This is a genomic window from Salmonella sp. WC3 (genome assembly GCF_042932255.1).
GTDB classification, from domain to species: domain Bacteria; phylum Pseudomonadota; class Gammaproteobacteria; order Enterobacterales; family Enterobacteriaceae; genus Salmonella; species Salmonella enterica.
Map to the genome: position 1 here is coordinate 1,175,845 of NZ_CP170629.1, position 12,234 is coordinate 1,188,078.

The 12,234-nt window shown below is 53.0% G+C and carries 10 protein-coding genes; 8 read left to right on the plus strand and 2 right to left on the minus strand.

Annotated features, from left to right (window positions below; translation table 11 throughout):
• Positions 1 to 13: 13 nt before the first annotated feature.
• A complete protein-coding gene (gene glnD, locus ACFK9X_RS05505; protein WP_001094519.1) occupies positions 14 to 2,686 on the minus strand; it encodes a bifunctional uridylyltransferase/uridylyl-removing protein GlnD in 2,673 nt (890 codons plus the stop codon).
• A gap of 237 nt (positions 2,687 to 2,923) precedes the next feature.
• Positions 2,924 to 3,718, minus strand: a complete 795-nt coding sequence (gene map / locus ACFK9X_RS05510; RefSeq protein WP_151115793.1) for a type I methionyl aminopeptidase — start codon at positions 3,716 to 3,718, stop codon at positions 2,924 to 2,926.
• 449 nt (positions 3,719 to 4,167) lie between these two features.
• Between map and rpsB the strand changes: the two genes are divergently transcribed.
• From rpsB to rseP, 8 genes are all read left to right on the plus strand, one after another.
• Entirely contained in the window at positions 4,168 to 4,893 is a 726-nt protein-coding gene (rpsB, locus tag ACFK9X_RS05515; RefSeq protein WP_151115795.1) for a 30S ribosomal protein S2, read from the plus strand.
• 257 nt (positions 4,894 to 5,150) lie between these two features.
• Entirely contained in the window at positions 5,151 to 6,002 is an 852-nt protein-coding gene (tsf, locus tag ACFK9X_RS05520) for a translation elongation factor Ts (protein WP_000808106.1), read from the plus strand.
• Between the two features lie 144 nt (positions 6,003 to 6,146).
• Positions 6,147 to 6,872 carry a UMP kinase gene (pyrH, locus tag ACFK9X_RS05525; RefSeq protein WP_000224567.1) on the plus strand — a complete coding sequence of 242 codons (726 nt, stop codon included), beginning with the start codon at positions 6,147 to 6,149 and terminating at the stop codon, positions 6,870 to 6,872.
• Positions 6,873 to 7,018: 146 nt separating this feature from the next.
• Positions 7,019 to 7,576 (plus strand): ribosome recycling factor, encoded by a 558-nt coding sequence (frr, locus tag ACFK9X_RS05530; protein ID WP_000622423.1) that lies wholly within the window; start codon positions 7,019 to 7,021, stop codon positions 7,574 to 7,576.
• A gap of 141 nt (positions 7,577 to 7,717) precedes the next feature.
• Positions 7,718 to 8,914, plus strand: a complete 1,197-nt coding sequence (ispC, locus tag ACFK9X_RS05535) for a 1-deoxy-D-xylulose-5-phosphate reductoisomerase (protein WP_151115797.1) — start codon at positions 7,718 to 7,720, stop codon at positions 8,912 to 8,914.
• A 312-nt stretch (positions 8,915 to 9,226) separates the two neighbouring features.
• Positions 9,227 to 9,985, plus strand: coding sequence for a (2E,6E)-farnesyl-diphosphate-specific ditrans,polycis-undecaprenyl-diphosphate synthase (gene ispU, locus ACFK9X_RS05540; RefSeq protein WP_000947413.1), 759 nt, complete (start codon positions 9,227 to 9,229; stop codon positions 9,983 to 9,985).
• A gap of 12 nt (positions 9,986 to 9,997) precedes the next feature.
• Positions 9,998 to 10,855, plus strand: a complete 858-nt coding sequence (gene cdsA / locus ACFK9X_RS05545) for a phosphatidate cytidylyltransferase (RefSeq protein WP_000922419.1) — start codon at positions 9,998 to 10,000, stop codon at positions 10,853 to 10,855.
• Positions 10,856 to 10,866: 11 nt separating this feature from the next.
• A complete protein-coding gene (rseP, locus tag ACFK9X_RS05550) occupies positions 10,867 to 12,219 on the plus strand; it encodes a sigma E protease regulator RseP (RefSeq protein ID WP_000949017.1) in 1,353 nt (450 codons plus the stop codon).
• Positions 12,220 to 12,234 lie beyond the last annotated feature (15 nt).

Genomic DNA, 12,234 nt, shown 5'->3' on the forward strand with positions numbered 1-12,234 from the left:
ATTAATAAACACACTACCCTTTATCGTTTGGATTGAGGGCCGCTGTCAACCGTTGTTGCACCTCAAGTTGCAGCACATTATTAAGTGCGCGCCGATCCGCTGTGGCGATTATGAATAAATCTTCTACTCGTTCACCAATGGTTGTAATTCGGGCGCCATGAAGCGAAATTCCCAGATCGGCAAAAATTTGTCCGACCCTGGCCAGCAGACCAGGTTGATCGAGCGCGATCAATTCCATGAATGATTTTCTGTCGGTATGGGTGGGCAGAAAATTGACTTCCGTTTCGACCGTAAAGTGCCGTAACTTTGCCGGTTGCCGACGCGGCTGCGGCGGCTGCCAGCTACGCTGCGTAATGGTCTGTTCAAGACCGGTGCGAATAACGTCATGGCGATCCGCCGCCAGCGGGCTGCCGTCTGGTTCCAGAACAATAAACGTATCCATTGCCATGCCGTCGCGAGTGGTAAAGATCTGCGCGTCATGGACGCTTAAATTACGCCTGTCCAGCTCGGCGCAGACGGCGGCAAACAGATAGGGTCTGTCCGGACTCCAGATAAAAATTTCGGTTCCGCCGCGCGTGGCCTGCGGACTAAGCAACACTAACGGTTGGCGCAGATCGTGCTGCAATAAATGGCGTGCGTGCCAGGCGAGCTGATTTGGACTATGACGAACAAAATAGTTAGCGCGACAGCGGGTCCAGATTTTGTGCAGCGCGGCTTCATCAATATTGTCCATTCGCAGCAGCGCCAGCGCCTGAAGCTGATGGTGACGCACGCGCTCACGCATATCCGGCGTATTTTGCATTCCGCGCCTGAGCTGTTTTTCCGTGGCGAAGTACAGCTCGCGTAGCAGGCTCTGCTTCCAGCTATTCCACAAGGTTTCGTTGGTCGCGCAGATGTCCGCGACGGTCAGGCAGACCAGAAAACGCAGCCGTGTTTCGGTTTGCACCTCTTCGGCAAACTGCTTGATGACTTCCGGATCCTGGATGTCGCGGCGCTGGGCGGTGACTGACATCAGCAGGTGTTGGCGCACCAGCCAGGCGACCAGTTGCGTTTCGCGTGAGTTCAAACCGTGCAGTTCGGCGAAGGTGAGTACATCCTGCGCGCCCAGTACGGAATGGTCGCCGCCGCGTCCTTTCGCAATATCGTGGAACAGCGCGGCGATCAGGATCAGTTCCGGATGGGGAAGCCGCGGCCAGAGATCGACGCATAGCGGATGGCGCTGGCGCGTCTCTTCTTTCGCAAAGCTCTCCAGTTTGAGCATTACGCGGATGGTGTGTTCATCCACCGTGTATGCGTGGAACAGGTCAAACTGCATTTGTCCGACGATGTGCGACCACTGCGGCATATAAGCCCACAGTACGCTGTGGCGATGCATGGGCAGCAGGCCGCGGCTGACCGCGCCGGGATGGCGCAGCATACTAAGAAACAGAGTGCGCGCCTCCGGGATGTAACACAGCGGTTGGCTCAGGTGGCGGCGGGCGTGGCGCAAGTGGCGTAACGTCGTAGAGTAGATGCCGGTGATCGCGCTATTGCGCACCATCATATAAAACATGCGCAGGATCGCTTGCGGTTCGCGGATAAACAGCGTGTCGTCACGCAGATCAATGAGCGTGCCGCGCAGTTGAAACTCATCGTCAACAGGACGCGGTTTTTCATCCGCAGGCAGCGCCAGAATCGCCTCGTCAAATAGCTGAAGCAGCATCTGATTGAGTTCGCTCACCCGGCGCGTAACCCGGAAGTAGTCTTTCATCATCCGCTCAACCGGATCATTGCCCTCGCCGCTGTAGTTAAGGCGTTGAGCGACGCTTAACTGGCGGTCGAACAGCAGGCGGTTATCGTAGCGGCTGACCACCAGATGTAGCGCAAAGCGAATGCGCCACAGGATATGCAGGCACTCGTTGAGCTCCGCGCGCTCAGCGGGGGTTAAAAAGCCGAATCCCACCATCTCATCGAGCGAGGTAGCGCCGAAGTGACGTCGGGCGACCCACTGTAACGTATGGATATCGCGCAGGCCGCCGGGGCTGCTTTTAATATCCGGCTCCAGATTATAGCTGGTACCGTGATAGCGCTGGTGGCGCTGGTTCTGCTCTTCTACTTTGGCGGCGTAAAATTTGTCGGACGGCCAAAAACCTTCGCTGAAAATATGTTTTTGTAGTGCCAGAAACAGAGCGACATCACCGATCAGCAGGCGCGTTTCGATGAGGTTTGTCGCAACGGTTAAATCAGACAGACCTTCCAGCAGACATTCTTCCAGCGTACGTACGCTATGCCCGACATCCAGCTTGACGTCCCATAATAAAGTCAGCAGCTCGCCGACCTTTTGCGCCTGTTCATCGGGTAGCTTTTTGCGGCTTAAAATGAGCAGATCAATATCGGAAAGCGGATGCAGTTCGCCGCGTCCATAGCCGCCGACGGCGACCAGCGCCAGATCGGCAATCTGACCGAAACCGGCCTCAATCCACAGGCGTTGCAACAACTGGTCGATAAATTCGGTACGGGCTTCAATAAGCTGTTCAGCACAAATGCCGCTGTCAAATGCCTCTCCCAGCCAGTGTTGAAAGATGTCGATGCGGGCTTTGATACCGGCGACGGTCAGTTCAGCGCGCGGCCAGACGCCAGGGTTTTGCGGCTGGTCAGGGAGGGTGGGGAGTGCGGTATTCGCGTGCTGTTCAGGAAGAGTATTCATATGCGCCACCCATTAAAAAGCCGGATGGTGGCGTGAACGCCTTATCCGGCCTACGTATTTACTCTTCATCCTTCAAGTTGCTTCTACGTTGGCTGCGCTCGTTCACTCCAGTCACGTACTTATGTACGCTCCTGAAGATTCACTCTCTTGCCGCCTTGAGGCAACTCGAATGATTTTGAGTAAAGGTGTAATTTGTAGGCCTGATAAGATGCGAATGCATCGCCATCAGGCAAAACATTATTCGTCGTGTGTGATGATCGCCGGGATGGTGTCATCTTTACGCAGCGTCAGAATTTCACAGCCGTTTTCCGTTACCACAATAGTATGCTCGTACTGAGCAGACAAGCTGCGGTCTTTGGTTTTTACCGTCCAGCCGTCTTTCATGGTGCGGATACGGTAATCCCCGGCGTTCAGCATCGGTTCAATGGTAAAGGTCATGCCAGGCTGCAACACGACGCCGCCATCGTCTGCATCATAATGCAGCACCTGCGGTTCTTCATGGAAGCCGCGACCAATACCGTGTCCGCAGTATTCACGTACCACGGAGAAACCTTCGCCTTCGGCATATTTCTGGATGGCGGCGCCAATGGTGCGCAGGCGGATGCCCGGTTTCACCATTTTGATGCCCAGATACAGGCTCTCTTGCGTGACGCGGCACAGACGCTCGCCCAGAATGGTCGGTTTGCCGACGATAAACATCTTCGAGGTATCGCCGTGGAATTCATCTTTAATCACGGTCACGTCGATGTTGACGATATCACCATCTTTCAGATGTTTAGCGTCATCCGGAATGCCGTGGCACACCACTTCATTAATAGAGATACAGACGGATTTCGGATAGCCGTGGTAGCCGAGGCTGGCGGAGATCGCGTGTTGTTCGTTAACGATGTAATCGTTACAGATACGGTCCAGTTCGCCGGTGGTGACGCCCGGTTTGATATACGGTTCGATCATTTCCAGCACTTCGGCTGCCAGACGGCCCGCGACGCGCATTTTTTCGATGTCTTCAGATGTCTTGATAGAGATAGCCATGAATTCTGTCCATCAGTGCCGATGATTTCGGCAATAATTGTGTAAGTGCTGACAATGGTATCAGTCAGGGGTGTGCCCTGCCAAATTGAGAATCATTCTGAACTTCGCCTTTCGTGCCACAGGTGCGTTGGCGACATTTTTCACCCCAGTCACTTACTGGCCGTAAGCTCCCGGGGATGCAAAAATTTGCCGCCTGCCTGTAACACGAAATTCATCGTTCAATTCAGCATTGAGTGCCAACAATTATTGGTGTCGGTGGCGTATTTGTGGTATAAAGCGCGCCGGACCTCCGATCCATTCGAAGACTACACACGATGGACGGGAGCGACAAATCTCACTTTGTGTAACAACACACACGTATCGGCACATATTCCGGGGTGCCCTTTGGGGTCGGTAATATGGGATACGTGGAGGCATAACCCCAACTTAATCTATAGAGGTTTTAAATCATGGCAACTGTTTCCATGCGCGACATGCTCAAGGCTGGTGTTCACTTTGGTCACCAGACCCGTTACTGGAACCCGAAAATGAAGCCTTTCATCTTCGGCGCGCGTAACAAAGTTCACATCATCAACCTTGAGAAAACTGTACCGATGTTCAACGAAGCTCTGGCTGAACTGAACAAGATCTCTGCTCGTAAAGGTAAAATCCTTTTCGTTGGTACTAAACGCGCTGCAAGCGAAGCGGTGAAAGAAGCTGCTAACAGCTGCGACCAGTTCTTCGTGAACCATCGCTGGCTGGGCGGTATGCTGACTAACTGGAAAACAGTTCGTCAGTCCATCAAACGTCTGAAAGACCTGGAAACTCAGTCTCAGGACGGTACTTTCGAAAAGCTGACCAAGAAAGAAGCGCTGATGCGTACTCGTGAGCTTGAGAAACTGGAAAACAGCCTGGGCGGTATCAAAGACATGGGCGGTCTGCCGGACGCTCTGTTCGTTATCGATGCTGACCACGAGCACATTGCTATCAAAGAAGCGAACAACCTGGGTATCCCGGTATTTGCTATCGTTGATACCAACTCTGATCCGGACGGCGTTGACTTCGTTATCCCGGGTAACGATGACGCAATCCGTGCTGTTAGCCTGTACCTGAGCGCTGTCGCTGCAACCGTTCGTGAAGGCCGTTCTCAGGATCTGGCTTCCCAGGCGGAAGAAAGCTTCGTAGAAGCCGAGTAATAAGGCTTGATAACTCCCTAAAATAGTTCGAGTTGCAGGAAGGCGGCAAGCTCGAGAATTCCCGGGGGCTTACATCAGTAAGTGACTGGGATGAGCGAGTGAAGGCAACGCACCTGCGGCTCGAAATATGAAGGGGAGAGCCCTTATAGACCAGGTAGTATCACGTTTGGTTAGGGGGCCTGTATATGGCCCCCTTTTTCACTTTTATATCTGTGCGGTTTGATGCCGGGCAGATCAAATCTTTCGAGGATTTTAGAATGGCTGAAATTACCGCATCCCTGGTAAAAGAGCTGCGTGAGCGTACCGGCGCAGGCATGATGGATTGCAAAAAAGCGCTGACTGAAGCGAATGGCGACATTGAGCTGGCAATCGAAAACATGCGTAAGTCCGGCGCTATCAAAGCGGCGAAAAAAGCAGGCAACGTGGCTGCTGACGGCGTAATCAAAACCAAAATCGACGGCAACGTCGCTTTCATTCTGGAAGTTAACTGCCAGACTGACTTCGTGGCTAAAGATGCTGGCTTCCAGGCATTTGCTGACAAAGTGCTGGATGCCGCTGTTGCTGGCAAAATCACTGACGTAGAAGTCCTGAAAGCGCAGTTCGAAGAAGAGCGCGTTGCTCTGGTAGCGAAAATCGGCGAGAACATCAACATTCGTCGCGTCGCTTCCCTGGAAGGCGACGTTCTGGGTTCTTACCAGCACGGTGCGCGCATCGGCGTTCTGGTTGCCGCTAAAGGCGCTGACGAAGAGCTGGTTAAACAGCTGGCGATGCACGTTGCGGCAAGCAAGCCGGAATTCGTTAAGCCGGAAGACGTGTCTGCTGACGTGGTAGAGAAAGAGTACCAGGTACAGCTGGACATCGCGATGCAGTCCGGTAAGCCGAAAGAAATCGCAGAGAAAATGGTTGAAGGCCGCATGAAGAAATTCACCGGCGAAGTTTCTCTGACTGGTCAGCCTTTCGTCATGGAACCGAGCAAATCTGTTGGCCAACTGCTGAAAGAGCACAACGCTGACGTGACTGGCTTCATCCGCTTTGAAGTGGGCGAAGGCATTGAGAAAGTCGAGACTGACTTTGCAGCAGAAGTTGCTGCGATGTCTAAGCAGTCCTGATTTTCCTGAGGAGCCGCCTGAGGGCGGCTTCTTTTTGCGCCTCTCTTGTAAAATCAGCCGACGCCTGGCGTCTGCGCTGAAATGCGACGTACAATGTCGCCGGAATTAACTCATATCAATCGTTGACAGTCTCAGGAAAGAAACATGGCTACCAATGCAAAACCCGTCTATAAACGCATTCTGCTTAAATTAAGCGGCGAAGCTCTGCAGGGTACGGAAGGCTTCGGTATTGATGCAAGCATACTGGATCGTATGGCTCAGGAAATCAAAGAACTGGTTGAACTGGGTATTCAGGTTGGTGTGGTGATTGGCGGTGGTAACCTGTTCCGTGGCGCGGGTCTGGCAAAAGCGGGGATGAACCGCGTTGTGGGCGACCACATGGGCATGTTGGCCACCGTCATGAACGGCCTGGCAATGCGTGATGCGCTTCACCGCGCCTATGTGAACGCCCGCCTGATGTCGGCAATTCCTTTAAACGGCGTGTGCGACAACTACAGTTGGGCCGAGGCTATTAGCCTGCTGCGTAATAACCGTGTTGTGATTCTGTCTGCAGGTACGGGTAACCCGTTCTTCACTACCGACTCTGCGGCCTGTCTGCGCGGGATCGAAATTGAAGCGGATGTCGTACTGAAAGCGACCAAAGTGGATGGTGTATTCACTGCCGATCCGGCAAAAGATCCTTCCGCGACCATGTACGATCAGCTGACCTACAGCGAAGTGCTGGATAAAGAGCTGAAAGTGATGGATCTGGCGGCGTTCACGCTGGCTCGTGACCACAAACTGCCGATTCGTGTTTTCAACATGAACAAACCGGGCGCGCTGCGTCGTGTGGTGATGGGCGAAAAAGAAGGGACGTTAATCACGGAATAATTCCCGTGAGCGCCAAATACGGGTAAGATTCTGTTCTATTGACGGGTCTTATTACCTGGCAGAAATTAAACGAGACTATACTTAGCACATCTTTATATTGTGTGACCGTCTGGTCTGACTGAGACTAGTTTTCAAGGATTCGTAACGTGATTAGCGATATCAGAAAAGATGCTGAAGTACGCATGGAAAAATGCGTTGAAGCGTTCAAAACCCAAATCAGCAAAGTGCGCACGGGTCGTGCTTCTCCCAGCCTGCTGGATGGTATTGTCGTAGAATACTATGGCACTCCGACCCCGCTGCGCCAGTTGGCAAGCGTAACGGTAGAAGACTCCCGTACCTTAAAAATTAACGTGTTTGACCGTTCTATGGGGCCAGCCGTTGAAAAAGCGATCATGGCGTCAGACCTCGGTTTGAATCCAAGCTCTGCGGGCACCGATATTCGCGTTCCGCTGCCGCCGCTGACCGAAGAACGTCGTAAAGATCTGACGAAAATTGTCCGTGGCGAAGCGGAGCAGGCGCGTGTCGCCGTTCGTAACGTCCGCCGTGATGCGAACGATAAAGTAAAAGCTCTGCTGAAAGATAAAGCGATCAGTGAAGATGACGATCGTCGCTCTCAGGAAGAAGTACAGAAAATGACCGACGCGGCAATTAAGAAAGTTGATGCGGCGTTGGCAGATAAAGAAGCAGAACTGATGCAGTTCTGATTGATCTGTACGCAGATATAAACTCATTCCACCGCTAAACCTGGCGGATGAGTGGTGTACAAAGCGCCGCGCAGAAGACATTATCAGGTCTCCTGTGCGGCGTTTTGCTTTTTATTCCGTTTCAACACTTCTGGACGTTTCATGAAGCAATTAACCATTCTGGGCTCGACCGGCTCTATTGGTTGCAGCACACTGGACGTGGTGCGCCATAATCCTGATAGCTTCCGCGTTATCGCGCTGGTGGCGGGTAAAAATGTCGCCCGCATGGCGGAGCAGTGCCTGGAGTTCTCGCCGCGTTATGCCGTGATGGACGATACGTCGAGCGCAGAACAGCTCAAAATAATGCTTCAGCAGCATGGCAGCCGCACCGAGGTTCTGAGCGGTCAGCAGGCTGCCTGTGAGATGGCGGCGCTTGATGAGGTCGGGCATGTGATGGCGGCCATTGTGGGCGCGGCTGGTTTACTGCCGACCCTGGCGGCGATTCGCGCAGGGAAGACGATTCTGCTGGCGAATAAAGAATCGCTGGTGACCTGCGGGCGGCTGTTTATGGACGAAGTAAAACGCAGCAACGCCCGGCTTTTACCCGTCGATAGCGAACATAACGCGATTTTTCAGAGTTTGCCGCAATCTATTCAGCATAATCTGGGATACGCTGACCTTGAGCAAAATGGCGTAACGTCGATTTTGCTTACCGGGTCTGGTGGCCCGTTTCGTGAAACGCCAATGTGCGATCTGGCAGCGATGACGCCGGATCAGGCATGTCGTCATCCGAACTGGTCGATGGGGCGAAAAATCTCCGTCGACTCCGCCACCATGATGAATAAAGGTCTGGAATACATTGAAGCGCGTTGGTTATTTAATGCCAGCGCACGTCAGATGGAAGTGTTGATCCATCCGCAATCGGTCATTCATTCGATGGTGCGTTATCAGGACGGCAGCGTCCTGGCGCAGCTTGGAGAACCTGACATGCGTACGCCTATTGCGCATACGATGGCATGGCCGAATCGCGTCACGTCCGGCGAGCAGCCGCTTGATTTTTGCAAACTCAGCGCGCTGACGTTTAGCGCGCCAGATTATCAGCGTTATCCGTGCCTGAAGCTGGCGATGGAGGCGTTTGAGCAAGGTCAGGCGGCAACGACGGCGCTCAATGCGGCAAACGAAATCACCGTTGCCGCGTTTCTGGCGCAACAGATTCGTTTTACCGATATCGCCGGGCTCAATTTAGCGGTGCTGGAGAGGATGGATTTACAGGAACCGGCAAGCGTTGAGGACGTATTGCAGGTTGACGCCATCGCGCGTGAAGTAGCCAGAAAACAAGTGATACGGCTCTCACGCTGACGATTATCCCGCGACAGAAGATCGTGCTATTTGTTAGCGTTGGGCTTCGGTGATATAGTCTGCGCCACCTGATCGCAGGTTTTTGGCTTTTTTCTGTCAGGTTAGCCGTGGTTTTACACGGCTTTTTTGTGGATACACAAAATCATTCAGGACGCATCGGGACGGCAGGCGAATACGTTCCCGGCGTGCGCAGACAGCGCACGACAGGGGCGATGACGCGCAGTCATCCGCGAAGCGAACCGAAGAGAATGTGTATAAAGGCTTCAGTATTCCTGAGTACCGCTAAATCCTTTCAGGGACAAAAAACGCGTTATGTTGTCTGCAACTCAACCAGTAAGCGAAAATTTGCCAGCGCATGGCTGCCGTCATGTTGCAATAATTATGGATGGCAATGGTCGCTGGGCGAAAAAGCAAGGGAAGATCCGGGCCTTTGGGCATAAAGCCGGGGCGAAGTCCGTCCGGCGAGCGGTCTCTTTTGCTGCCAATAACGGTATTGATGCGTTAACGCTGTATGCCTTTAGTAGTGAAAACTGGAACCGACCGGCGCAGGAAGTGAGCGCGTTAATGGAGCTGTTTGTGTGGGCGCTGGATAGCGAAGTCAAAAGCCTGCACCGCCATAACGTTCGCCTGCGTATTATCGGCGATATCAGTCGATTCAACTCACGTTTACAAGAACGTATTCGCAAATCAGAAGCGCTTACCGCCCATAATACGGGTCTAACGCTGAATATCGCTGCGAATTACGGCGGACGTTGGGATATTGTCCAGGGAGTCCGACAACTGGCGGAACAGGTGCAGGCTGGAGTGCTGCGCCCCGATCAGATTGATGAAGAGAGACTAGGCCAGCAAATCTGTATGCATGAGCTGGCGCCTGTGGATTTAGTAATTAGGACTGGGGGAGAGCATCGCATTAGTAACTTTTTGCTTTGGCAAATTGCCTATGCCGAACTTTACTTTACGGATGTTCTTTGGCCCGATTTCGATGAACAAGACTTTGAAGGTGCGCTGCATGCCTTTGCTAATCGAGAGCGTCGTTTCGGCGGTACCGAGCCTGGTGATGACAAAGCCTGATGGGGGTCGCTTTTGCTGAAGTATCGCCTGATTTCTGCTTTTGTGTTAATACCCGCGGTCATCGCTGCGCTTTTTTTATTGCCGCCGGTGGGGTTCGCCATTATTACGCTGGTTGTCTGTATGCTGGCCGCGTGGGAATGGGGACAGTTAAGCGGTTTCGCCGCGCGTTCACAGCGGGTTTGGCTGGCGGTGCTGTGTGGTCTGTTATTGGCGCTGATGCTATTTTTGTTGCCTGAGTATCATCACAACATTCGTCAACCGCTGGTTGAGATGTCGCTTTGGGCATCGTTAGGATGGTGGATTGTCGCGCTACTGCTGGTGCTATTTTATCCCGGTTCGGCGGCAATCTGGCGCAACTCAAAAACATTGCGTCTCATTTTCGGTTTGTTAACTATTGTGCCATTTTTCTGGGGAATGCTGGCGCTGCGCGCCTGGCACTATGACGAGAATCATTACAGTGGCGCAATATGGCTACTCTATGTCATGATCCTGGTCTGGGGAGCGGACTCTGGCGCGTATATGTTTGGTAAATTATTTGGCAAACATAAGCTGGCGCCGAAGGTTTCCCCGGGTAAAACTTGGCAAGGGTTTATCGGCGGGCTTGCTACGGCTGCCGTGATCTCATGGGGTTACGGTATGTGGGCGAATCTGAATGTTGCGCCTGTTATCTTGCTGATTTGCTCTGTGGTGGCGGCTCTGGCTTCTGTACTGGGCGATCTCACCGAGAGTATGTTTAAGCGCGAAGCAGGAATTAAGGATAGCGGCCACTTGATTCCAGGCCATGGCGGCATTCTGGACCGAATTGACAGCCTGACGGCTGCCGTACCGGTCTTTGCTTGCCTGTTGTTACTGGTGTTCAGGACGCTCTAACGGAAGGTTTTATGCTGAGTATTCTCTGGAATCTGGCTGCATTCATCATCGCACTGGGCGTGCTGATCACTGTGCATGAATTTGGTCATTTCTGGGTTGCCCGGCGCTGCGGTGTGCGAGTTGAGCGCTTTTCCATCGGCTTTGGTAAAGCGCTCTGGCGTCGTACCGATCGGTACGGCACCGAGTATGTCATCGCCCTGATCCCGCTGGGCGGCTACGTCAAAATGCTGGATGAGCGCGCCGAACCGGTAGCGCCGGAATTGCGTCGTCACGCCTTCAATAACAAAACGGTGGGCCAGCGCGCCGCAATTATTGCCGCAGGTCCGGTTGCGAACTTCATTTTTGCTATCTTTGCTTACTGGCTGGTCTTTATCATCGGCGTCCCTGGCGTTCGTCCGGTCATTGGCGAAATAACACCCAACTCGATTGCAGCGCAGGCGCAAATTGCGCCTGGTACGGAACTTAAAGCCGTTGATGGTATCGAAACCCCTGATTGGGATGCCGTGCGTTTACAACTGGTGTCCAAAATTGGCGATCAGCAGACGACGGTGAGCGTCGCGCCGTTTGGCAGCGACCAGCGGCAGGACAAAACGCTTGATTTACGTCACTGGGCATTTGAGCCTGATAAGCAAGATCCTGTATCTTCTTTAGGGATTCGGCCCCGCGGGCCACAGATCGAACCGGTACTGTCAGAAGTGCAGGCGAATTCCGCAGCCAGTAAAGCGGGTTTGCAAGCAGGCGACAGGATCGTTAAAGTCGATGGTCAGCCGTTAACGCAGTGGATGAAATTCGTGACGTTTGTACGCGATAATCCCGGTAAGCCGTTAGCGTTAGAGATTGAAAGGCAGGGGAGCGCCTTGTCGTTGACGTTAACGCCGGATACGAAATCGGTTAACGGAAAGGCGGAAGGGTTTGCAGGCGTGGTGCCTAAAATTATTCCTCTGCCGGAAGAGTACAAGACTATACGCCAGTATGGGCCTTTTAGCGCCATCCTCGAAGCCACGGATAAGACGTGGCAGTTGATGAAGCTGACGGTCAGTATGCTGGGTAAATTGATAACCGGTGATGTGAAACTGAACAACCTCAGTGGGCCGATTTCTATCGCTCAGGGGGCTGGGATGTCAGCGGAGTTCGGGGTGATTTATTACCTGATGTTCCTTGCGCTAATCAGCGTGAACTTAGGGATAATTAACCTGTTTCCGCTGCCCGTTCTTGACGGGGGTCATCTGCTGTTCCTGGCGATTGAAAAGCTTAAGGGCGGGCCGGTATCCGAGCGGGTTCAAGACTTTAGTTATCGCATTGGCTCGATTTTGCTGGTGTTGTTAATGGGGCTTGCACTTTTCAATGATTTCTCTCGGTTGTAAGAGAGTTAGTTAGGA

Bases quoted from the DNA above. Each gene is read 5' to 3' on its own strand.
- glnD (WP_001094519.1), bottom strand. From the start codon at position 2,686: ATGAATACTCTTCCTGAACAGCACGCGAATACCGCACTCCCCACCCTC.
- map (WP_151115793.1), bottom strand. From the start codon at position 3,718: ATGGCTATCTCTATCAAGACATCTGAAGACATCGAAAAAATGCGCGTC.
- rpsB (WP_151115795.1), top strand. From the start codon at position 4,168: ATGGCAACTGTTTCCATGCGCGACATGCTCAAGGCTGGTGTTCACTTT.
- tsf (WP_000808106.1), top strand. From the start codon at position 5,151: ATGGCTGAAATTACCGCATCCCTGGTAAAAGAGCTGCGTGAGCGTACC.
- pyrH (WP_000224567.1), top strand. From the start codon at position 6,147: ATGGCTACCAATGCAAAACCCGTCTATAAACGCATTCTGCTTAAATTA.
- ispC (WP_151115797.1), top strand. From the start codon at position 7,718: ATGAAGCAATTAACCATTCTGGGCTCGACCGGCTCTATTGGTTGCAGC.
- ispU (WP_000947413.1), top strand. From the start codon at position 9,227: ATGTTGTCTGCAACTCAACCAGTAAGCGAAAATTTGCCAGCGCATGGC.
- rseP (WP_000949017.1), top strand. From the start codon at position 10,867: ATGCTGAGTATTCTCTGGAATCTGGCTGCATTCATCATCGCACTGGGC.